Source organism: Herbiconiux liangxiaofengii, from assembly GCF_041927335.1.
GTDB lineage: Bacteria > Actinomycetota > Actinomycetes > Actinomycetales > Microbacteriaceae > Herbiconiux > Herbiconiux liangxiaofengii.
In genome coordinates, this window is sequence record NZ_JBHFHD010000010.1 from 263799 (window position 1) to 285347 (window position 21549).

General features: G+C 70.3%; 23 protein-coding genes. 14 read left to right on the plus strand and 9 right to left on the minus strand.

Annotated elements, in window-relative coordinates; all coding sequences use genetic code 11:
- Positions 1-5: 5 nt before the first annotated feature.
- Positions 6-440 (minus strand): VOC family protein, encoded by a 435-nt coding sequence (locus ACEXOR_RS11855; protein ID WP_374849849.1) that lies wholly within the window; start codon positions 438-440, stop codon positions 6-8.
- A 131-nt stretch (positions 441-571) separates the two neighbouring features.
- On the opposite strand from ACEXOR_RS11855, the gene ACEXOR_RS11860 reads away from it, so the two are divergent.
- The 5 genes from ACEXOR_RS11860 (at position 572) to ACEXOR_RS11880 (ending at position 4448) form a co-directional block, all read left to right on the plus strand.
- Positions 572-898: a hypothetical protein gene (locus ACEXOR_RS11860; RefSeq protein WP_374849850.1), complete on the plus strand. Its 327-nt coding sequence runs from the start codon at positions 572-574 to the stop codon at positions 896-898.
- A gap of 55 nt (positions 899-953) precedes the next feature.
- Positions 954-1340, plus strand: a complete 387-nt coding sequence (locus tag ACEXOR_RS11865) for a VOC family protein (protein ID WP_374849851.1) — start codon at positions 954-956, stop codon at positions 1338-1340.
- 39 nt (positions 1341-1379) lie between these two features.
- Positions 1380-2354 carry a hypothetical protein gene (locus tag ACEXOR_RS11870; protein ID WP_374849852.1) on the plus strand — a complete coding sequence of 325 codons (975 nt, stop codon included), beginning with the start codon at positions 1380-1382 and terminating at the stop codon, positions 2352-2354.
- 158 nt (positions 2355-2512) lie between these two features.
- Positions 2513-3142: an ArsR/SmtB family transcription factor gene (locus ACEXOR_RS11875; RefSeq protein ID WP_374849853.1), complete on the plus strand. Its 630-nt coding sequence runs from the start codon at positions 2513-2515 to the stop codon at positions 3140-3142.
- Entirely contained in the window at positions 3135-4448 is a 1314-nt protein-coding gene (locus ACEXOR_RS11880) for an MFS transporter (protein ID WP_374849854.1), read from the plus strand. The genes ACEXOR_RS11875 and ACEXOR_RS11880 overlap by 8 nt, the downstream gene beginning before the upstream one ends.
- A 23-nt stretch (positions 4449-4471) precedes the next feature.
- Here ACEXOR_RS11880 and ACEXOR_RS11885 read toward each other — a convergent pair whose 3' ends face one another.
- Entirely contained in the window at positions 4472-4897 is a 426-nt protein-coding gene (locus tag ACEXOR_RS11885; protein ID WP_374849855.1) for an Lrp/AsnC family transcriptional regulator, read from the minus strand.
- A 69-nt stretch (positions 4898-4966) separates the two neighbouring features.
- Here ACEXOR_RS11885 and ACEXOR_RS11890 point away from each other — a divergent pair, with 69 nt between their 5' ends.
- Positions 4967-5617, plus strand: coding sequence for a LysE family transporter (locus ACEXOR_RS11890; protein ID WP_374849856.1), 651 nt, complete (start codon positions 4967-4969; stop codon positions 5615-5617).
- Between the two features lie 133 nt (positions 5618-5750).
- Entirely contained in the window at positions 5751-6164 is a 414-nt protein-coding gene (locus ACEXOR_RS11895; RefSeq protein WP_374849857.1) for a (R)-mandelonitrile lyase, read from the plus strand.
- Between the two features lie 35 nt (positions 6165-6199).
- On the opposite strand, the gene ACEXOR_RS11900 is transcribed toward ACEXOR_RS11895, so the two are convergent.
- From ACEXOR_RS11900 to ACEXOR_RS11910, 3 genes are all read right to left on the minus strand, one after another.
- Positions 6200-7060 carry a helix-turn-helix transcriptional regulator gene (locus ACEXOR_RS11900; protein ID WP_374849858.1) on the minus strand — a complete coding sequence of 287 codons (861 nt, stop codon included), beginning with the start codon at positions 7058-7060 and terminating at the stop codon, positions 6200-6202.
- Between the two features lie 69 nt (positions 7061-7129).
- The gene (locus tag ACEXOR_RS11905) at positions 7130-7810 is read right to left on the minus strand and encodes a DUF4166 domain-containing protein (protein ID WP_374849859.1); all 681 of its coding nucleotides are present in this window, start codon (positions 7808-7810) and stop codon (positions 7130-7132) included.
- Positions 7807-8412: an SRPBCC family protein gene (locus ACEXOR_RS11910; protein ID WP_374849860.1), complete on the minus strand. Its 606-nt coding sequence runs from the start codon at positions 8410-8412 to the stop codon at positions 7807-7809. Before ACEXOR_RS11910 ends, ACEXOR_RS11905 begins: the two co-directional genes overlap by 4 nt.
- 124 nt (positions 8413-8536) lie before the next feature.
- Here ACEXOR_RS11910 and ACEXOR_RS11915 point away from each other — a divergent pair, with 124 nt between their 5' ends.
- The 5 genes from ACEXOR_RS11915 to ACEXOR_RS11935 are packed head-to-tail and all read left to right on the plus strand — an operon-like array spanning position 8537 to position 12724.
- Positions 8537-8953 (plus strand): response regulator transcription factor, encoded by a 417-nt coding sequence (locus tag ACEXOR_RS11915; RefSeq protein ID WP_374849861.1) that lies wholly within the window; start codon positions 8537-8539, stop codon positions 8951-8953.
- A complete protein-coding gene (locus ACEXOR_RS11920; protein ID WP_374849862.1) occupies positions 8950-9318 on the plus strand; it encodes a response regulator in 369 nt (122 codons plus the stop codon). The genes ACEXOR_RS11915 and ACEXOR_RS11920 overlap by 4 nt, the downstream gene beginning before the upstream one ends.
- Complete coding sequence (locus tag ACEXOR_RS11925; RefSeq protein WP_374849863.1) at positions 9318-11099, plus strand: sensor histidine kinase; 1782 nt, start codon at positions 9318-9320, stop codon at positions 11097-11099. Before ACEXOR_RS11920 ends, ACEXOR_RS11925 begins: the two co-directional genes overlap by 1 nt.
- Positions 11096-12238: a hypothetical protein gene (locus ACEXOR_RS11930; RefSeq protein ID WP_374849864.1), complete on the plus strand. Its 1143-nt coding sequence runs from the start codon at positions 11096-11098 to the stop codon at positions 12236-12238. The genes ACEXOR_RS11925 and ACEXOR_RS11930 overlap by 4 nt, the downstream gene beginning before the upstream one ends.
- Before the next feature lie 24 nt (positions 12239-12262).
- Positions 12263-12724, plus strand: a complete 462-nt coding sequence (locus tag ACEXOR_RS11935) for a DIP1984 family protein (protein ID WP_374849865.1) — start codon at positions 12263-12265, stop codon at positions 12722-12724.
- A 241-nt stretch (positions 12725-12965) separates the two neighbouring features.
- On the opposite strand, the gene ACEXOR_RS11940 is transcribed toward ACEXOR_RS11935, so the two are convergent.
- Genes ACEXOR_RS11940 through ACEXOR_RS11955 form a run of 4 tightly spaced genes read right to left on the minus strand, consistent with a single transcriptional unit; the run spans position 12966 to position 16736 of the window.
- Entirely contained in the window at positions 12966-14135 is a 1170-nt protein-coding gene (locus tag ACEXOR_RS11940) for a pyridoxal phosphate-dependent aminotransferase (protein WP_374849866.1), read from the minus strand.
- A gap of 2 nt (positions 14136-14137) precedes the next feature.
- Positions 14138-14806 (minus strand): methionine ABC transporter permease, encoded by a 669-nt coding sequence (locus tag ACEXOR_RS11945; RefSeq protein WP_374849867.1) that lies wholly within the window; start codon positions 14804-14806, stop codon positions 14138-14140.
- On the minus strand, positions 14803-15882 hold the full coding sequence (locus ACEXOR_RS11950; protein ID WP_374849868.1) for a methionine ABC transporter ATP-binding protein: 1080 nt from the start codon (positions 15880-15882) through the stop codon (positions 14803-14805). Before ACEXOR_RS11950 ends, ACEXOR_RS11945 begins: the two co-directional genes overlap by 4 nt.
- Positions 15879-16736 carry a MetQ/NlpA family ABC transporter substrate-binding protein gene (locus tag ACEXOR_RS11955; protein ID WP_374849869.1) on the minus strand — a complete coding sequence of 286 codons (858 nt, stop codon included), beginning with the start codon at positions 16734-16736 and terminating at the stop codon, positions 15879-15881. Before ACEXOR_RS11955 ends, ACEXOR_RS11950 begins: the two co-directional genes overlap by 4 nt.
- A 306-nt stretch (positions 16737-17042) precedes the next feature.
- Here ACEXOR_RS11955 and ACEXOR_RS11960 point away from each other — a divergent pair, with 306 nt between their 5' ends.
- Positions 17043-17867: a DUF2510 domain-containing protein gene (locus tag ACEXOR_RS11960; RefSeq protein WP_374849870.1), complete on the plus strand. Its 825-nt coding sequence runs from the start codon at positions 17043-17045 to the stop codon at positions 17865-17867.
- Between the two features lie 142 nt (positions 17868-18009).
- Positions 18010-21471 (plus strand): DNA polymerase III subunit alpha, encoded by a 3462-nt coding sequence (dnaE, locus tag ACEXOR_RS11965; RefSeq protein WP_374849902.1) that lies wholly within the window; start codon positions 18010-18012, stop codon positions 21469-21471.
- The last annotated feature ends 78 nt before the right edge of the window (positions 21472-21549 follow it).

Genomic DNA, 21549 nt, shown 5'->3' on the forward strand with positions numbered 1-21549 from the left:
GGCCCTCAGGCCTGCTGATCCGCGAAGGCCTCCGGCCCCTTCTCGGCGGCCACCGGATCCATCCAGCCGAACTCGAGCAGGTTGCCGTCGGGGTCGGCGAGCTGCCGCTGGTACATGAAGCCGTAGTCGGATGCGGGCTGGCCCTGGGAACCGCCGGCCGCGAGACCGGCCTCCACCCGCGCATCCACGTCGGCCCGGCTGTCGACGAACAGTGCGGTCGACACCGACGGGTTCACCGCTGGGTCGCCGATGGGGAGTTCGGTGAAGGTCTGGAAGTAGTCGCGCACGAGGATCATGAAGTAGCTGTGCTCGGGTTCCACCACGATGCAGGCGGCGTTGTGGTCGGAGAAGAGTGGATTCACGGTGAAGCCGATCGCCGTGTAGAACGCCTTGGCGCGCTCCAGGTCGGTCACCGGCAGGTTGACGAACATCTGGGTCATCGTGACTCCTTCTCGACGCGGATCGTCCGCATCCGGACGCCCCGATACTTGCAAAAAACAAGTGCCCCGTCAACCCTTTCCCCCGAGGCGGGGGCGTAGACCGTCGACGACCCGCCGCCTAGAGTGACTGCATGACCACGCCCGGGCCTCGCTCGAGGTCGACATCCCTCGCCCTGGTGCGGCGGGTGCTGGCCGGTGTCGTCGCCGCGGCCGCGGGAGTGGTGTTCGTGTTCTCGGCGTGGATGGCGCTGAGCAGCCGTTTCGCGCCGGCCGCGACCGACCTGCACGGCTACGGCCTCGTCTTCGGCACCGTGCTGGCGCTCGTGGCAGCCTTCGTGGTGGCGATCGTGCTGCCGGTGGTGTTCCCGGCCGGGCGCCGGGCCACGGCCGGCACGGTGAGTATGGCGGCGTTCGGACTCGTGTTCATCGGGCTGATCGCCGCTCTGGTGACGGCGTGAGCCGAGACGGGTCCGGCGTCAGCCGAGACGGGTCCGGCGAGAGAAAGGATGATCGATGAGGCTCCAGACGATCAGCATCTTCGTCGACGACCAGCAGCGCGCCGTCGACTTCTACACCTCGCGTCTCGGCTTCGTGGTGGCGTCCGACGTTCCGCTCGGGGAGTTCCGCTGGCTCACCGTGGTCGACCCGGCCCGGCCCGACGGCACCCAGATCTCCCTCGAGCCGAAGTCCCACCCGGCGGTCGCCCCGTTCACCGGGGCGCTGGTGGCCGACGGCATCCCGTTCTGCATGCTGGGCGTCGACGACGTGCAGGCCGAGTACGAGCGCTTGGTGGCGCTGGGGGAGACCTTCACCCTGCCGCCGACGGCGATGGGGCCGGTGATCGTCGCGGTGCTCGACGACACCTGCGGCAACCTCCTCCAGCTCGCCCAGTTCGTCTGATCGCCCGGCCGGCCGGCTGTCGCTGAATAGACTCGGGCGGTGCCCCCGCTCGCCCGCCGACTGCTGCTCAGCCCGTGGGTCTGGGCCGTCGTCGCACTCGGAGCAGCCGTCGTCACCGGCGGCCGGTCGGGCCCCGCGGTCGATCTCGTGCCCTTCCTGTTCTCCCTCCTGGGCGGGTGGTTCGCAGCGATCGGCTTCGTCGGCGTCACGCTCCGGATGCGCCGGCCTCAGGCCGGCGTCGCCACCCATGTCGTCGGCGCCGTCGTGGCCGCGCTCCTCCTGTGGGCCCTGGTGTCACAGGCTCCGGCGGTTGCGCGCGAGCTCGCCGGATTCCCTCGTTCCGCCCTCCTCGTCGCCCAGTTCGCCGTGCTCCCCGCTGCCGCCTGGGTGTGGATCGCCCTCCTCGGCCGCGTCGTGTCGGCCATCAGGCCCCGTGCATCGGCGGCCCCGCTCGCCCCGCCCGCGTGGGAGCACGAGGGCGGCGCATCCGTTCTGCGCTTCCCGGCGGTGCGACTCCGGATGCGGGTGCTCCGTCTCCTGGTCGCGATGGCGATCGTCGTGGTCGGCGCCGCGGTGGTGCTGCTGCTCGTGTCGACGGGCGACCTGGCCGAGCGGCTGGGGCCGCGCATCCTGATCGCCGTGATCGGCGTGCTGCTGGTGCTGCCCGTCCACCTCGCGCTGAGAGCGCTGCTGCGGCGTCGCACGGTCACCTGCACGGTGTCGTTCGGGGCTCGCCGGGTGGTCGTGGACGCCGGCGGCACGCGACTCGACGTGCCCCTGGCGCGGATCGACCGGCTGCATTGGCGCACGGACGGCCAGTCGTCGCGGCTCGAGCTGCACGCCGGCACCGATCGCATCTCCCTGATCGCGGGCCTCGCCCGAGCGCCCCGCGCAACCGCGCCCGGCCTGCCGGCACTCCCGCGCCGCGTGCGGGCCGCCCTCGCCGACGCGGGCCTCACCGAAAGCGCCTCCGCTCCCGGCACCCTCGCCTTCCGCCGCCCGGATCCGTCGTAGGGCTCGCATCCGTGCCGCAGCGTCACCGCGAACCGACGTCGCTGCGATGGCCGAGCGTCACCACCACAACCATCAGCACGTCGTCGTCGAAGGCTGCGACCTCGTCGAAGTTATGCAGAACTATTGTGCATAGATTCTGTGCATGAGAGGGTGGGGGCGTGACGGAGAACGAGCAGCAGTACACCGGGATGCGCCTGGACGAGCGAGCCGTGCGCGTGCTGGCGCATCCGCTCAGGTCGCGGCTGCTCAGCCGGCTGCGCCTGGACGGCCCGGCCACGGCCACCGAACTGGCGGCCCGGCTGCACACCAACACGGGTGCGACGAGCTACCACCTGCGCGCCCTGGAATCGGTGGGGCTCGTGCTCGACACGGGCGAGGGGGAGGGCAAGCGGCGGCTCTGGCGGGCCACCACCGACTTCCACTCCTGGACCGATTCCGACTTCGCCGGCGACGACGACGCCCGCACCGCCCTCGGCTGGCTGCAGCGCGACTACCTGCGCCAGTTCGCCACCCGGGCCGAGCTCTGGCACGATGCCTCCGACAGCTGGCCGTCGGAGTGGGTCGACGTGCTCGGCCTGAACGACAGCATCGTGCGGGTCACTCCCGAGCAGGCCTCCTCGCTGCGTGACGAGCTCGGCGCCGTGCTCGATCGATACCGGATGCTCGGGGCCGGCGATCCGCGAGCCGAGCGCATCCACGTGCACACCCACGCCTCCCCGGTCGACCCGGAGCACCCGCCGGAAGCCCGCCCGCAGGCCGAGGCCGAACTCCCGCACGACGGTGCCTGACCGCCGCCCCTCCCTCACGGCACGCTCCGCCGAGCGCCGCCTCGTGCTTCTCACCCTCACGCGGTGGTTCCCGGTGGGCCTCGTGTTCGGTCTCACCGTGCTGCTCCCGCTCGAACGCGGTCTGTCGCTCACCGAGACGGGGTCTCTGCTCGCCGTGCAGGGGTTCGTGGTGCTGGCGCTCGAGCTGCCCACGGGCGGCCTCGCCGACTCGCTGGGCCGGCGACCGTTGCTCATCGTGTCGGGGGTACTCGCCCTGGTCTCCACGGCGGTGTTCGCATCGGCCGAGACGTTCGGCGCGTTCGCGGTGGCGATGATGCTGCAGGGTGTCTTCCGGGCGCTCGACTCGGGCCCGCTGGAGGCGTGGTTCGTCGACACCGCCCTCGCCCACGCTCCGGATGCGCCCATCGAGCGCGGGCTCAGCCGAGCCGCGACGGCGCTCGGTTCTGCCATCGCGGGCGGTGCTGTCGTGGGTGGTGGGCTGATCGCGTGGCATCCCGTGGCCGGGCAGTCGGCGCTGGTGCTTCCGTTCGTGGTGGCCGGGGTGCTGTACGGGCTGCACACCGTGCTCGTGGCGGTGCTCGTGCGGGAGGAGCGCGGGCGGGCACCGGGGCGCGACGGCGCACGCGCATCCGTCGGCCGGCGAGGCACGAACCCCTTCCGGCACCGGCTCCGGCACTCGGCGATGACCTCGCTCTGGCGGCCGTTCGGGGTGGTCGCCGACGGGCTCCGGATGCTCCGCACGGCTCCGGTGCTGCGATCGCTGGTGCTCGTGGAGGTGTTCTGGAGCGTCGCGATGATCGCGTTCGAGACGGTGACCCCTGTGCGGCTCGCCGATTTCGTCGGTGGCGAGGATGCGGCCGGTGCCCTCTTCGGTCCGGCGTCGGCGGCCGCCTGGGTGCTGTTCGCCGCGGGTTCGGCGCTGGCCGGGTCGGTGAGCCGGCACGCCGGGGTGACCTGCACGGCGATCGGCTCGCGCATCCTGAACGGGCTCTTCGTGATGGCGATGGGCCTCGTGGCCGGGCCGATCGGCTTGATCTCGGCGTTCTGGCTGGCCTACCTCACGCACGGTGCGGCCGGGCCGATGCACAACGCGCTGCTGCACCGGCAGGCGACGGGGTCGAACCGGGCGGTGGTGCTGTCGATCAACTCGATGGTCGGGGGCGGCAGCTACAGCCTCGGGCTGCTGGTTCTGACCCCGCTGGCCGAGACCGCCGGAACCGGGTTCGCCTTCGTGGTGGCGGGCGCGTTCAGCCTGCTGGGGGCGTTGCTGTACCTGCCGGCCCTGCGCCAGGAGCGGGCGCGGTAGCGCGAGCGGTGGCGGCCATCCGGTTACCGCAACGCCAGCCGGGTCTGCGTGTGCGTGGCCCCGCCGTCGTTCTTGAGCGTCCGCAGCAGCCGGTCGAGCGCCCCGGTGTCACCCACCCGCACATGGAGCAGGTAGTCGTAGGCGCCTGTGACGTGCACCGCGTCGCCGATCTCGGGCAGGCGCCGCGCCCATTCCAGAAAGTCCTCCGAGTTCCGGGCCGGGTCGAGCCGAACGTCGACGAACGCCTCGAGGCCGGCGCGGTGGATGTCTTCGTCGCTGTTCTCACCCAGCACCACGCGGTAGCCCAGGATGACGCCGGCCCGCTCGAGCCGACGCACCCGAGCCGCCGTGGCGTTCGTGCTGAGGCCCACCTGGCGGCCGATCGCACTGAACGATGCACGGGCGTCGTCGCGCAGAACGTCGATGATCTCGTCGTCGATGCTGTCCATGCGACACATCTTCTCAGCCGACTGCCCGATCGTGCAGTCGGCGGGGGAGCGCCGCAGCACCATCGGGGCATGGATCCCGCACTCGCACTCGTCTCCGGCCTCGCCGCCGGTCTCGCCCTCGCCGCGCCACTCGGCGCGATCGGGGTGCTGCTCATCCAGGAGGGGGTGGCGCGGGGGCTCCGGCGAGGGCTGGCGGGTGCCGCCGCCGTGGCGGCCGTCGACCTCGGGTACTGCGTCGCCGCGGTGCTGGCGGGCACCCTGGCCGGGCCGACGGTGAGCGGATGGGCGCCGTGGCCGCAGGTCGTCGGCGGATCGGCCCTGGTCGTCCTCGGGCTCCGCGGCCTGGTGCCAGGCCGGCGCGCTGCCGCGGGCCCGCCCGTGACGGAACCGCCGCGGACACCGTCGCCCGCTGCGCGGCCGGCGACGAGCTCCGCCCGCCGGTTCGCCCTGTTCCTCACCCTTACCGCGGTCAACCCGGCCACGCTGATCTACTTCGCCGCCCTGCTGCCGGCGCTCGACCGCATCACCGATTCGGCCGGAGGTTCGATCGCCTTCGTCGCGGGCGTGGGCGCGGCCTCGTTCTGCTGGCAGACCGCACTGGGCGCGCTCGGCGCCGTTCTGCGGCGCACGACCGGCCCGCGGTTCCAGCGTCGCACCGCGCTCGTCGGCCACGGCGTGGTCGTCGCGCTCGGCGCCGTGTTGATCGTCCAGGCCCTCTGAGCTGGTGCCCGGCTCGCTGGGAGGGTCTGCCGGTACCTGTCCCGTCAGGAACTCCCGCTCCCGCCCGATGCCGGGTGTGATGGTCGCGAGGCCGAAGCGCCGATCCCCGAGCCCACCCCACGAAGGAGCACCCATGAGCACCACCGAGCAGCCGAAATCGCCCACCGTCACAGGCCCCGAGGAGTGGTTCACCGGCGACGTCTACTTCAACAGCTACTACGCCGGCGTCGAGCCGTCGCGCACCCGGCTGAACCTCGTGCGCTTCACGCCCGGTGCGCACACCGCCTGGCACACCCACGCGGTGGGGCAGACCCTGCACGTCACGGAGGGGTCGGGCTTCGTGCAGTCGCGGGGCGAGGAGCTGATCGAACTGCACCCGGGCGACACAGTCTACACGCCGGCCGGCGAGTGGCACTGGCACGGTGCAGCGCCCGACCAGTTCCTCTCGCACCTGGCGCTCTGGGAGGCGCCGGGCACCGACGAGCCCGAGACGGTCTGGGGCGAGAAGCTCACGGCCGACGAGTACCCGGCAGCGCCACCCGCCTGAGCCGTGGGCCGCCGGGGAGCCGCCGCCGGCTCCGGTCACACCGGCTGGCGCACCTGGCCGGCCGCCCACGACGCGAGGAGTTTCAGCGCATCCGCCGTGGGCGTGCCGGCGGCCGCGGTGTACACGTTCATCACGAGCCCCGGTTCGCCCGGCAGCTCCATCGACTCGTAGTTCAGGTCGAGGTCGCCCACCACGGGGTGGTGCAGGCGCTTCAGTCCGCTGCGGTGGTACTTCACGTCGCGCGACGCCCAGCGCTGGCGGAACAGCTCGCTCTGCGTCGACAGTTCGCCCACCAGCCGGATGAGCCCCTCGTCGTGGGGATTCCGGCCCGCCTCCAGGCGCAGCATCGCTGCCGCGTCGTCGGCGATCTGGTCGTAGTCGCGCCAGAACTCCCGGGCGGCGGGGTTCAGATAGGTGAACCGGGTGGTGTTCACCGGGCGGCGGGGGTCGTCGAAGACAGGGGAGTAGAGAGCCCGGCCCATCCGGTTCGCCGCGAGGATGTCGTGCCGGCCGTTGCGCACCCAGGCCGGCGCGTCGGCCATCGCCTCCAGAACCTGCCGGATGGCGGGGCGCACCTCGGTGGTCGCCTTCACGGGCCGCCGCGGCCCCGGACCGGCGTTGCGGGCCAGGTCGAACAGGTACTCGCGCTCGGCGTCGTCGAGTCGCAGGGTGCGCGCGAGCGCATCGAGCACGCTCTCCGAGGCCCCGGCGAGATTGCCGCGTTCCAGCCGAACGTAGTAGTCGACCGAGACCCCGGTGAGCAGGGCCACCTCCTCGCGTCGGAGCCCGCTCACCCGGCGGTTGCCGCCGTAGACCGGCAACCCCGCCTCCTCGGGCGAGATCCGGCCTCGACGCGAGCTCAGGAACTCCTTGATCTCGGCACGCAGATCGCTCATGCCCCCACGCTAAGCCCGCCGACGCGCCGCGAGGGAGGGCCTGCCACTACCCGCCTGACCAGGGCCCGCTCAGAACCGCCGTTCGTGGCGAACCGGCCTGAGCCGCTCCGGGGCACCGTGCGCGGGCACGAACTCGCAGGTGAACCAGCCCTCGTAGCCGAACAGGAAGCCCAGCAGGCGGTTGCGCACCTCGAGCGACACATGGAACGCCTCCCGCTCGTCGTCCCAGCGCTCGTGCAGCTCGGCCGAGCCCGAGAACGTCAGCGGGAACCGGAAGCCGACCCGGCCCTCGTAGAACCGTTGCTCACCCGAGCGCAGCACCAGCCCACCGCGGTCGTCGACGTCGAGATCGAGGTCGACGGCGAGGTGCTGATGGGTGCCCAGGTAGTCGACGATCACGCCTCTCCGGCCGTCGAGCACCATCGTCGCGTCGAAGCGCGCCGGCCGCCGCCCGACGCTGTACTCCCGCACAAAGGTGACGGTCTCCCGGCCGAATGGGTCGAGATAGGGGTGGTTCTCGATGGTGAACGGCACCCCTCGGCCCGTTTCGGCGACGAGGATGTTGCGCAACCGGCCGATCAGGAGGAACGGTACCGTCCACCAGGGGCCGCGCCGGATCTGCTCCATCGTGCCCCGCCCGATGCAGGCCTCGCCGGACTCGAGGGAGACACCGAACCGGCGCTGCAGCATCGGATGCAGCCGCGCGAAGCGGTCCTCGCCCAGCGTGCTCTCGAAGATCGACCCGGTCACGTCAGTCGCTCCAGGGTCGCCGGCGCTCCCGCCATGGCGCCCTCCCGCGGCGAGCGAACGCGGCAGCGCGTCGCCCGCGGCCGCCCGGCCTTCCACCAGGCGAGCACCGAGACCAGGGGCCACCGCTCCGGAGGCACGCCCGTCTCCGCCCAGATGCGCAGCCGGTCGAAGCTCCAGGCCGTCATCCAGTGCACCAGCGGCCGGAGCACGACATCGGGCAGGCGACCGAAGCCGGGCACGTAGTCGTACCCCGTGATGAACCGCACGCCATCGGGAGTCGGCACGTACCGCCAGTATCCCCGCCCGCCGGCGAGGGGAGACAACCGATCCTCGGTGGCGAAGGCCAGCGCCGAGGTGCGGGTGCCGTCGGGCCGTGTGCGCTCACCGATCGAGACGCCCGTGCCGACGATGCGGTGCAACGGAAGTCGGCGCTCGTACCGGAACCGGCTACGCCCCTCCGCATCCACGCCGAGGGGCTCGATCGCGCTGAACCGCAGGTCCCAGCGCGGATGGAGCGACGGATCCTGCGTGAGTCGCCACAGGTCGTCGATGTCGGCCCGCACGAGCGTCTCCACGTACAGCGCGCGCGATCGACCGTTCATGGCACCGACCCTATAGCCGCGCCCGTCGGGATGTTTGATGTCGGGGGTCGCGCGTGAAATACTCGTGGGAGCGTTCTCAGCCCGTGTCCAGCCGGATTCCGGCGGCGGGCGGGGAGGATGCGGCATGGCAGGCGAAACGACGGGGGACGTCGGCCGCACAGCACTCGTGGTCGACGACTCCGACGACCAGGGAGACCTGCTCCGGCTGCACCTGGAGCGACTGGGCTACCAGGTCGAGCTGGTCACCACCGCCGAGGCGGCGATCACCTCGTACCGGGCTCTGATGCCGGCCGTTGCGGTCATCGATCTGATGTTGCCCGGAATCGACGGATGGCAGCTCGTGCGCACGATGAAGGCCGACGTGCCAGACTGCGTGCTCGTGGTCACCTCCGTGCTCGGCCTCGAGGATTTCCCGCTCGTCGACGGCGTGCTGCCGAAGCCGTTCACGGCGCGCGACGTGGCGCGGGTACTGGGGACGCTATTTCCACAGGAAGACGAGGCGGGTCCGGCCCGCCTGGGGGACGGGGGACCGACGACATGAAGGTACTGATTGCCGATGACGACGCGGATCTGCGCGACCTCGTCACGATCGCCGTGGAGAAGGCAGGGCATGAGGTCGTGGCGGCCGTCGGCGACGGCCTCACCGCCTGGGAACGCTTGAAGGCCGAGGAGATCGATCTTGCTGTGCTGGACATCTCGATGCCCGGCATGACCGGGCTCGAACTCGTTCAGCGACTGCGCGCCGACGACGAGCTGCGCGAGCAGCACGTGCTGATCATCACCGCCAACGTGCAGGCGAGCACGGCGGAGGCCGTGCACTCGGCCGGGGCGAACGGCCTGATCACGAAGCCGTTCCAGGTTCGTGAACTCGTCGACTTCATGCGCGGCATCGCCGACCGAGTGTGATGAGCGGGGGCACGATCCCCGGGCAGGCCCCGGCCACCCCTGCCGCAGCATCTGTACGCCGCCGGGCAGGCGCGTTCGGCACCTGGTCGCCGCTGCTGAAGCAGGTCGCCGCTCTGGTCGCGTTCGCGCTGGCCACCATCGTGGTTCTCTCCCCGGTGGTGGTGCAGGTGGAGCCGGCCCTCGTGCTGGCCGCCGATGCCCTCGTGCTGGCCGCCGCAGGGTTCGCCGCGCTGCTGCCGCGCCTGCGGATCGCTCCCGGCTGGGAGCTCGCCATCCCGATCGCCACCTTCGTCGCCGTGGCGCTGATGCGGGTGGGCACCGGGGGGCAGGGGTCGCCGTTCGGGGCTCTGCTGGTGATCCCGCTGGTCTGGATCGCCTCCGAGCCCGGGGTGCGCAACATCCTGATCGCCGCAGCCGGTGTCGCGTTCACGATCGCGTTCCCGTTCGCCGTGGGAGTCTCGGCCATCGAGAGCGCGGCCGACACGGTGCGGCTCGTGTTCACCCCGGTGGTCTTCACCATCGCCGCGGTGCTGATCAACCAGATCGCCCGGGTGGTGAACCGTCGGCTCGAGCAGGTGCAGGAGGCGGATGCGGAGCGGGAACTGCTCGTGGCGTCTCTGGAGAAACTGAACCGCGAGGCGCGAAAGCGCGAGCAGAAGACGCTCAAGGCCAACCAGCTGCTCGACGAGGTCTGGAGCTCGATCACCGGCCACGCCATCATCGGCACCGACACCTCGGGCCGCATCACCGTCTGGAACCCGGGTGCCGAGTCGCTCCTCGGCTACAGCGCCACGCAGGCGATCGGCCGCATGCACATCACCGACCTGCATCTCGCTGACGAGATCCGTGAGGAGTCGCGGCTCGGAACCGCGGGCGACACCGCAGGAGCCGAGGGGCCCCACACCGACTTCGACGGTCTGGTCGAGACCGCCCGCGGCGGGCTCCGCGACGTGCGTGACTGGACCTACCGCCGGCGCGACGGCGTCGAGTTCCCCGCCCAGGTCTCGATCGCCCAGCGGGTCGACGAGAAGGGCGAGCCGGCCGGCTTCATCTTCGTGGCCACCGACGAGACCGACGCGCGCGAGATCGAGCGCCTCAAGGACGAGTTCGCCGGGCTGATCTCGCACGAGCTGCGCACCCCCCTGAGCTCGATCCTCGGTTATGTCGAGCTGCTCCGGGATGACGACGACGAGCCCCTCAGCCGCCAGCAGGAGAAGTACCTCGGCGTCGTCGATCGCAACGCCCGGCGGTTGCTGAGGCTCGTCGGCGACCTCCTCTTCACCGCCCAGGTCGATTCCGGGCGGTTCACGGTCGAGACGGCGCCGATCGTGGTCGGACCGGTGCTGCGGGCGGCGACCGAGACTGCGCGACCGGCCGCCGAAGCCGCCGGCGTCGAGCTGCGCACCGTGATCGCCCACGAAGACGTGGTCGTCGAAGCCGACCCCACCAGGCTCGGCCAGGCCGTCGACAACATCCTCTCCAACGCCGTCAAGTTCACGCCCCGCGGCGGCTCGGTGACCCTCGAGCTCGGCGTCGACGACGATGAGGTGCGCATCTCGGTGGCCGACACGGGCTACGGCATCGCCGGTCATGAGCTGCACCGGCTCTCGGAGCGGTTCTTCCGCGCCACCACTGCCACGACGAACGCCGTGCAGGGCGTGGGCCTCGGCCTCACCATCACGAAAGCCATCGTGACGGCGCACGGCGGGCGCATCGACATCTCCAGCGAGCTCGGAGCGGGCACCACGATGGTGATCGTGCTCCCGCGCCCGTCGGCGTGACTCTCGACACCGGGCCGCTCACCGGGCACGTCGACCGGCCAGGGCTGCGGGTGTTCCGCCGCACGCTGCCCTCGACGGTGCGACCGTCGATCGGGGGCATCGTGGGCCGCGCGGTGCTGATGATCGTCTTCCCGGCACTGCTGCTGGCGTCGTGGCTGATCCTGATCGACGGTTCACTGCTCGACGACGGCGGCGAGTGGGACTGGGCGCTGACCGGAATCCTCATCCCGTACGCGATTCCGCCGGTCATCGGCATCGTCGTCCTCGTTCGAGCCGTCCGCCGACGGTCGGGAGTGCGCCAGTTCCGGTTGCATCGCTTCGCGGAGGCGAACGGATTCACGTACGAGGCGCGCACGAGCCCGCCGCTGCTGCCCGGCATGATCTTCAGCCGCCCGGGCCAGTCCTCCGCCTTCGTCACCGACCGGCTTCGACGCTCGAACCCGCCGACGCTGGACGTGGGCAACCACACCTGCACCATCGGTTCGGGAAAGAACTCCTCGACCTACCGGTGGGGCTACGCGGCCCTGCGTCTGCCGGTCGCCCTGCCCCACATCGTGCTCGACGCGCGCGGGAACAACTCACTCCGTCGGCCGCGGCTGCCGGTGGCCTTCGCGCGGGGTCAGCGCCTGTCGCTGGAGGGCGACTTCGACCGGCACTTCACGCTGTACTGCCCCGAGGGCTACGAGGCAGATGCGCTCTACCTGTTCTCCCCGGATGTGATGGCCCGCTTCATCGACACCGCGTCACGGCTGGACGTCGAGATCGTCGACGACCACCTCTTCCTCTACGCGCCGGGAAAGCTGGTCTCGCTCGATCCGGAGGCGTGGGAGAGCCTCCTCGCCACCGTCGAGGTGCTCTCGGCGCAGCTGGTCAGGTGGGAGCGCTGGCGCGACGACCGCCTGGCGCAGGACGAGACCTCGTTCGGCGGCGCATCCGTCTTCGGGTCGGTGCTCGGGCCCGGGTCGGTGCCGATGTCGATGTCGGCCGGTGGCCCGTTCGATCGGCCGTCGCGGGGCGTCGCCCGGCCCGGTCGGCGCCTTTCGCTCCGCCAGGACTGGTGGTGGCTGCTCGGCGCCGCGTTCGCCCTCTTCGGCCTCGTCAACCTGGTGACCGACCTGATCGACGGCCTCACCCCGTAGCCCCGATGTGCGAAGATCAGCGGCATGAGACTCGCTGAAGCCCTGCTGGAGCGTGCCGACCTGCAGAAGCGCACCGCCGCGCTGCAGGAGCGCGTCGTCGCCAACGCCTTCTACCAGGAGGGCGAGACGCCGGCAGAAGACGCTGCCGAACTGCTCGAGGAATGCCTGCGCGTGCAGGCGGAGCTCGAGCGGCTCGTCACCGCCGTGAACCTCACCAATGCCGTCGCGGTTCTGCCCGACGGGCGAACGGTGACGGCCGCTCTCGCCGCGCGCGAGACGCTGCGGGCGCAGCATGCCATCCTCGTGCGCGCCTCCGATGCCGCGTCGGGTGGCCGGGGCTACCGGCAGATGCGCAGCGAGCTGCGCCAGCTCTCGGCGCTGCCGGTGCGGGAGCTGAGACAGCGGGCCGATCAGGTGGCCGTCGAACTGCGCGAGCTCGACGCCCTCATCCAGCGCACGAACTGGGAGGTCGACCTGCGCCAGTAGTCGTCGATGTCGAACGGTGAGTCGGTAGGAGCACCGGGGCGAGCACACACCGTCGGGCCGGCGGTCAATCCGGCCCTCTGTAGGCGCGGCGGGCAGCGTCCTGGCTTCGGCCATCACACCTCAGCCCAGCACCGTTCACCGGTCACCGCGCACGCAGGACACCTCATCACCACGTGCTGACCGGAACTCCGAGGGCGGGTTCGGGGACCTCACCGTTCCAGGCACGTGCCGTGCGACGTGCTCAGCGCGGGGCCGTGAAGGCGGCGAGGCGGTCGACGAGCTCCTGCAGGGTGGCCTCGTCGTTCACCAGGCCGATCCGGATGTGGCCGGCTCCGCGCGGCCCGAATCCGTCGCCCGGTGCGACCGCGACGCGCGCCTCCGACCGCAGCCTCGAGGCGAACTCGACGGAGTCGCCGCCGCCCGGCAGGCGAACCCACACGAAGAACGTGCCCTCCGGTGCGATCACGTCCCACCCGAGGCGCCGGAGGCCAGCCACCACGAGGTCGCGCCGCCGCTGGTACACGCCCACCAGCTCGCGCGCCGCACCTTGATCGCCGGCGAGCGCCACGGCCGCCGCCTCCTGCGAGGCGCCGAACATCGTGCTGAACGCCTGGGCCTGGTACCGCTTCATCGCCGCGATCAGGGAGCTGTTGCCGGCGGCGAACCCGATCCGCCACCCGGCCATGCTGTACGTCTTCGACAGCGTCTGCGCCTCGACCGTCACCTCCGCCTCGCGATCGACCGCCAGGGCCGACAACGGTGCCCGCCCGTCGAAGCCCAGAGAGGAGTACGCGAAGTCGTGCACGAACGCGGCCCCGGTGCGCCGCGCGAACTCCGCAGCGGCTGTGAACGCGGCGGGCGTGGCGAGTGCGCCGGTGGGGTTGTTCGGGTAATTGAGCAACAGCAGGGCGGCCTCGTCGACGGAGTCGAGCGACGCGAAGTCGGGCTGGTAGCCGGGCTCCAGGAGGGGAAGCGCGGTGATCCGCCCACCCGCCAGGTCGACGGCCGAGGTGTACATCGGGTAGCCGGGGTCGGGCAGCACCACCGTGGTGCCCGGGTCGACGCGTGAGAGCACCGCGGCCATGATGGCCTCGTGCGATCCGTGGAAGACCGCGACCTGCGCATCCGGATCGATGTCGACGCCGTGGTCGACGCGATAGCGCAGCGCCACCGCGTCACGGAACGCGGCCCGGCCGAGGTAGGCGGGGTAGCGGTGGTTCGCGGCATCCGCCACCTCGCGCTGCATGGCCGCCACGATGTGCTCGGGCGTCGGCAGGTCGGGGTTGCCCTTCGAGACGTCGATCATCCGCGGACCGGGCTCCCGCGACAGCCGGAGGATCTCACGATCCATCTCGCCCCAGAAGTTCGGGGGCAGCGCCCGCACCCGGGCGGCCGGTTCGAACACGGCCACGGTCAGCGCCTCCGGTACCGTCGGGCGACGAGGGTGCCGAGCAGCTGGATGCCCTGCACCAGCACGATCAGCGTCACGACGGTGAGCACCATCGCGAACCCGTCGTAGCGCTGGTAGCCGTACGAGAGCGCGAGGTCGCCGATGCCGCCCGCACCCACGGTGCCCGCCATGGCGGTGGCGTCGAGCAGGCCCACCGAGGCGATGGTGACGGCCAGGACGAGCGAGCCGCGCGCTTCGGGCAGCATGAAGCGCCAGAACACCTGCCACGGTGACGCCCCCATCGACCGCGCGGCCTCGATCACCCCGCGGGGCACCTCGAGCAGCGAGTTCTCCACGAGGCGGCCGATGTACGGCGCGATCATCACGGTGAGCGGCACGATCGCCGCCCACACGCCGATGCTCGTGCCCACCAGCAGCCGGGTGAACGGCAGGATCGCCACCAGCAGGATGATGAACGGCAGTGAGCGGATGAGGTTCACCACCACCGCCAGCCCCAGGCTGATCGGCTTGTTCTCGAGCACCCCGCCCGCCCGGGTGAGGGCGAGCACCGCTCCGATGATCACGCCCAGCACCGAACCGAGCACCAGCGAGACACCGAGCATCTGCAGGGTCTCGCCGAGAGCCTTCAGGAACAGCTCGGGGGTGATCAAGGTCCACTTGTCGCCGCTCATCGCCGCACCTCCTCGAGGTGCACGACGCGCTGCTCGAGGTAGGCGCGGGCAGCGGCCACCTTCTCGGCCGGGCCGGTCACCTTCACGATCAGCTGCCCCACGGTGTGATCCTGGATCTCGGTCATGTCGGCGTGCAGCATGTTCACCTCGACGCCGTAGCCGGTGATGAGGTCGGACAGCAGCGGCTGGGTCACCTCGTCGTCGACGAGGAGCAGCCGCCAGAGTCCGTCGGTACCGAGGTGCTCGACCACGCGGTCGGGGAGGCCCTGCGGCACCACCGTGGTGACGAAGTCGCGGGTGATCGGCGAGCGGGGGTGCAGGAAGGTGTCGAGCACCGTGCCCTGCTCCACGATCTCGCCGTCGGCCATCACGGCCACCTTGTGGGCGAGGTCTTTGATCACGTCCATCTCGTGGGTCACCACGAGGATCGTGGTGCCGTACTCGCGGTTGACGTTCCGGAGCAGGTCGATGATCTGCGCGGTCGTGGTGGGGTCGAGGGCGCTCGTCGCCTCGTCCGACAACAGGATGCGGGGGTTGCGAACGAGAGCCCGTGCGATCCCCACGCGCTGCTTCTGCCCGCCCGAGAGCTCGCCGGCGAAGCTGGTCGCCTTCCCGCCGAGGCCCACGAAGTCGAGCACCTCGTCGGCGCGCGCCCTCGCTTCGTCGGCGCTCACGCCGTCGAGCCGGAGCGGCATCGCCACGTTGTCGCGCACCCGCACGGTGTCGAGCAGGTTGAACTGCTGGAAGATCATGCCGGTGCGCTTCTGGGCCGCGCGCAGTCGGGCACCCCTCAGGGGAGCGAGGTCGATGTCGTCGACCACCACCCGGCCCGAGCTCGGCCGCTCGAGGCCGTTCACGAGGCGGATGAGGGTGGACTTGCCCGCCCCGCTGTACCCGATGACGCCGAAGATCTCGCCGGGCTCGACCTCGAGGCTCACGCTCCGCAGGGCTGCCGTGGTCTCGTTCTTGCGGGAGGCGAACGTCTTCGACACGTCGTCGAACTCGATCCGCCCGCCGCCCGCGGAACCGGTGAGCGACGACGACGTGGGCGCCCGGTGCGCCGGCTCAGCGCTCAATTGAACCATTCGGGCAGGTTGTAGCCGTCGTACTGCGAGTCGCCCTTGATGTACTCCACGAACTCGGGCGACTCGTAGGCGGCCTTGATGGCCTTCGCCCAGTCGCTGTCGACATCGGCGTCGCGCACCGCGACGATGTTCGAGAACTCCACCGGCTGGTCCTCGACCGCGAGGGCGTCGTCGTAGTCAAGGCCGCCCGCGATGATGAAGTTGCCCTGGATGGTGGCGTAGTCGACATCCTGCAGCGCCGGCACCTGCTGCGCGTTCTCGATGGCCGTGATGTTCAGGTTGTGCGGGTTCGAGGTGATGATCGAGAGGTCGGCCGTGTTGGGGTCGTCGACGTCGTCGAAGTCGATCAGGCCGGCGTCGCGCAGGATGAGCAGGCCGCGGTAGAGGTTCGAGGGCGCGTTCGGCACGGTCACCGTCGCGCCGTCCTTCACATCGTCCAGCGAAGACGACTTGCCGCCGAACAGAGCCATCCGGGGCGTGGGCACCTGCACCAGCGCTACGTTGCTGAGGCCCTCCTGGGCGTTCACGAAGTCCATGTACACCGGGTGCTGGATGATGTTCGCATCGATCTCACCCTCCGACACGGCCACGTTGGTGACGATGCCGTCGGTGAAGTCCTGCTCGGTGACGGTGTACCCCTCGGCCTCGAGAATGGGCAGGATGCCGCCCTCGAACATCTCCTTGTACGGCCCGGGGTTGAAGCCGATCGTGATCTCGGTCTTCGGGGCGGCGCTCGCCCCGGCGCCGTCGGATTCGGTGCCGCCCGCTCCGCTGCTGCAGGCGGTGGTTCCGACGAGGAGTGCGGCTGTCGCCGCTCCGAGGAGCACTGTGCGGACGGTCTTCATGGGGGCCTCTTCTGCTGGGGGTGTGATCGCGGCGGTGTCGTGACCGGCCGGTGCGGCGGGCGGGGCCCGCAGGTCGCGGCGGGATGCTGCATCCGCCCCGGTCAGGCTAGCCAGGGGCGGCGGTCGAGCGGGCCCGGGGCGTCACACGGCGAAACACTCGCGTTCGCCCTCGGTGCCTCGGGACCGCCGGCGTCGCCGGAGCGGTGGTCGCTTCGCAGGAGCACGGCCGTCGTTGCGGGAACGCCGCACCCCGTCGAGGATGGGAGCACGTCCGTTCGCGGGGATCGGGCGCTGCAAGGGGGAGACGTGAGCTACGCGCCGGGTTGGTACGACGCCGGAACGCCGGGCAAACTGCGCTGGTGGGACGGCGTGCAGTGGTCGGCGCACGAGACTGACGTGTCGTCGGCGCCGGGCCAGGGCTGGTACCCGACACCGGGCGGGCGGCTGCGCTGGTGGGACGGCCGCACGTGGACCGGCCTCCGGGTGAAGGACGGCGTTCCCGGAACCGACTGGGCCACGGCCGAGCAGCCCGCCGTCGCCTGGGCGTTCGGATCGGTCTTCGCGGCTCTCGCGCTGGCTCAGTTCGCGATCGGTGCCGTCATCGGTTCGGTGTCACCCGCCGGCATCTCGATGGTGCTGCTCGCGGTGCTCTGGTTCGCGATCGGGGCGACGTCGTCGGCGGTGCGCCGCATCCCGTCGCCGGTCGTCGCGCCGGAGGCTCCCGACGTCGTGCGCCCCCTCCCCGGAGAGGTCGAGGGGCCGGGAGCAGGCTGGTTCCCGGTCGCGACCCGGACGTCGCGGTGGTGGACCGGGCTCCGCTGGTCGCAGTACACGGCCTCCCGGTTCGGCGTGCGGCCCACCTTCCACGGCGCGCGTTCGCTCCGTCTGCTGCTCGGGATGGGATGGGTGCTGATCGGCGCCGGGCTCCTCGGGGCCCTCGTCGGCATCCTGATGCTCGTGATCGGCAGCGGCGCCTCGTGGGAGCTGTCGTTCATCGGGTGGTTCGTGGTCGTCGGCGGCGTGCTGATCGCAGGGCTCGGCGGCATCGTCTTCGCGATGTCGGCCACCCAGCGCCGCCTCCTCGTGCCGCCCGCCGGCCCCCCGCAGCCGGGCACGCAGCTTCTCGGCTAGTCCGCCATCCGGCGACGCGTTCGCGACACGCGGGCGCCGTCGTGCACCCGGCGTTTAGACTTGGAACCCACGCCGACCAGCCGGAGAATCAGTGCCCTCGAACGACTCCTTCGTGCACCTGCACGTCCACAGCGAATACTCGATGCTGGATGGCGCGGCGAGAGTGAAACCCCTGATCGAAGCCGCGAAAGAGCAGGGCATGCCCGCGGTCGCCGTCACCGACCACGGCAATGTCTTCGGCGCCTTCGACTTCTGGAAGACGGCCACCGAGGCCGGCATCAAGCCCATCATCGGCACCGAGGCCTACCTCACCCCTGGCACCCACCGGAGCGACAAGACACGGGTGCGCTGGGGCAACGGCGGGGGAGACGACGTGTCGGGCGCGGGCGCCTACACGCACATGACGCTGCTGTCGGAGACCACCGAGGGCATGCACAACCTCTTCCGCCTGAGTTCCAAGGCGTCGATCGAGGGCTACTACTTCAAGCCGCGGATGGACCGCGAGCTGCTCAGCCAGTACGGCAAGGGCCTGATCGCCACCACCGGATGCCCGAGTGGCGAGATCCAGACGAGGCTCCGGCTCGGCCAGTACAAGGAGGCCGTGCAGGCGGCCTCCGACTTCCGCGACATCTTCGGCAAAGAGAACTTCTTCTGCGAGATCATGGATCACGGGCTCGACATCGAGCGCCGCATCATGACCGACCTGCTGCGCCTCGCCGACGAGCTGCAGCTGCCGCTCGTGGCCACCAACGACCTGCACTACACGCACGCCCACGACGCCACGAGCCACGCCGCCCTGCTCTGCGTGCAGTCGGGCTCCACCCTCTCCGATCCCAACCGGTTCAAGTTCGACGCCGACGAGTTCTACCTCAAGAGCGCCCAGGAGATGCGTCAGCTCTTCCGCGACTACCCGGAGGCCTGCGACAACACGCTCCTCATCGCCGAGCGCTGCGAGGTGGCCTTCGACACGAACGCCAACTACATGCCGCGCTATCCGGTGCCCGAGGGTGAGACCGAGGCCACCTGGTTCGAGAAGGAGGTCGAGGCGGGGCTCAAGGAGCGCTACCCGGACGGCGTCACGCGGGAGGTGCGCGAGCGCGCCGACTACGAGGTGGGCGTCATCCAGCAGATGGGCTTCCCGGGCTACTTCCTCGTGGTGGCCGACTTCATCAACTGGTCCAAGCGCAACGGCATCCGGGTGGGGCCCGGCCGTGGTTCGGGCGCCGGCTCGATGGCCGCCTACGCCATGAAGATCACCGACCTCGACCCGCTCGTGCACGGCCTCATCTTCGAGCGGTTCCTCAACCCCGACCGCGTCTCGATGCCCGACTTCGACGTCGACTTCGACGACCGGCGCCGCGGCGAGGTCATCAAGTACGTCACCGAGAAGTACGGCGACGAACGCGTGGCCCAGATCGTCACCTACGGCACCATCAAGGCCAAGCAGGCGCTGAAAGACTCCGGGCGCGTGCTCGGCTTCCCGTTCAGCATGGGCGAGAAGCTCACCAAGGCGATGCCGCCGCCCATCATGGGCAAGGACATCCCGCTCTCGGGCATCTTCGACAAGGCGCACCCGCGATACAAAGAGGCCGTCGACATCCGCACCGTCATCGAGATGGATCCGGAAGCCCGCACGGTCTTCGACACCGCCCTCGGCATCGAGAACCTCAAACGCCAGTGGGGCGTGCACGCGGCCGGCGTCATCATGTCCAGCGACCCGTTGATCGACATCATCCCGATCATGAAGCGGGAGCAGGACGGCCAGATCGTCACGCAGTTCGACTACCCGGCGGCCGAGTCGCTCGGTCTGATCAAGATGGACTTCCTGGGGCTGCGCAACCTCACCATCATCGACGACGCGCTCGACAACATCCGGGCCAACCGCGGCGAAGACCTGGTGCTCGAAGACCTCGACCTCGACGACAAGGCGTCGTACGACCTGCTCGCCCGCGGCGACACGCTCGGCGTCTTCCAGCTCGACGGCGGCCCGATGCGCGGCCTCCTCCGGCTGATGAAGCCCGACAACTTCGAAGACATCTCGGCCGTGCTGGCGCTCTACCGGCCGGGCCCCATGGGTGCCGACTCGCACACCAACTACGCCCTTCGCAAGAACGGCATCCAGCCGATCACGCCCATCCACCCCGAGCTCGCCGAGCCGCTCAAGGAGGTGCTCGGGCAGACCTACGGCCTCATCGTCTACCAGGAGCAGGTGATGTCGATCGCGCAGAAGCTCGCCGGATTCACCCTGGCCCAGGCCGACCTGCTGCGCCGCGCGATGGGCAAGAAGAAGAAGTCCGAGCTCGACAAGCAGTACGAGGGCTTCTCGAAGGGCATGCACGACAACGGCTACTCCGAAGCCGCCGTCAAGACCCTGTGGGACATCCTGCTGCCGTTCTCCGACTACGCCTTCAACAAGGCGCACTCGGCGGCCTACGGCGTCATCTCCTACTGGACCGCCTACCTCAAGGCCCATTACCCGGCCGAGTACATGGCTGCCCTGCTCACGAGCGTCGGCGACTCCAAAGACAAGATGGCGCTCTACCTCTCCGAGTGCCGCCGCATGGGCATCAAGGTGCTCCCACCCGACGTGAACGAGTCGATCGGCTTCTTCACCGCCGTCGACACCGACATCCGTTTCGGCATGGGAGCCGTTCGCAACGTCGGGATGAACGTGGTCGAGCTGATCAAGACCGCCCGTGAGGAGAAGGGCGCCTTCACGTCCTTCGGCGACTTCCTGAAGAAGATCCCCTTGGGCGCCACGAACAAGCGCACCATCGAGTCGCTGATCAAAGCCGGGGCGTTCGACTCGCTCGGCTCCACCCGGCGTGCCCTGATCGAGGTGCACGAGGGGCTCATCGACAACGCGGTGTCGCAGAAGCGCAACGAGGCCAACGGTCAGGTGGGCTTCGACTTCGACTCCCTCTGGGATGCGCCGGAGGAGGTCCACGACATCCCGGTGCGCCCCGAGTGGGCCAAACGCGACAAGCTGGCGTTCGAGCGCGACATGCTCGGGCTCTACGTCTCCGACCACCCGTTGGCCGGCCTCGAGGTGGAACTGGCCAAGCACGCCTCCACGAGCATCCTGGATCTGCTCGAGTCGGAGCACGTGAACGACGGCGATCAGGTGACGGTGGCCGGACTCATCACCAGCGTGCAGCACCGCGTGGCGAAGAACTCGGGCAACCAGTACGGCATGATCACCGTCGAGGACTTCGCCGGCGAGATCACCGCCATGTTCATGGGCAAGACCTACCAGGAGTTCGGCCCGGCCCTCACGAACGACGCCATCGTGGTGGTGCGGGGCCGGGTGTCGCTGCGCGACGACGGCATGAACCTGCACGCGTTCAGCCTGTTCCAGCCGGCCCTCACGCAGGCCGGGGGATCGGGTCCGCTGCACATCTCGCTCGCCGAGATGAGGGCCACGACCGACACCGTCCAGGCCCTCAACGATGTGCTGATCAGGCACTCCGGCGACACCGAGGTGCGGCTCAAGCTCATCAAGAACGACAACGTGCGGGTGTTCGAGGTGCCCTACCAGGTGCGGGTCACCGCCGACCTCTACGGCGAGCTCAAGTCGCTGCTCGGGCCGAACTGTCTGGTGTAGCACCATGGGGGCAATGGGGAGTTGTCCCCATGGGCGCAGGCTGCGAGCGCGGACATTACGTGCGAAACTTCGGATGGG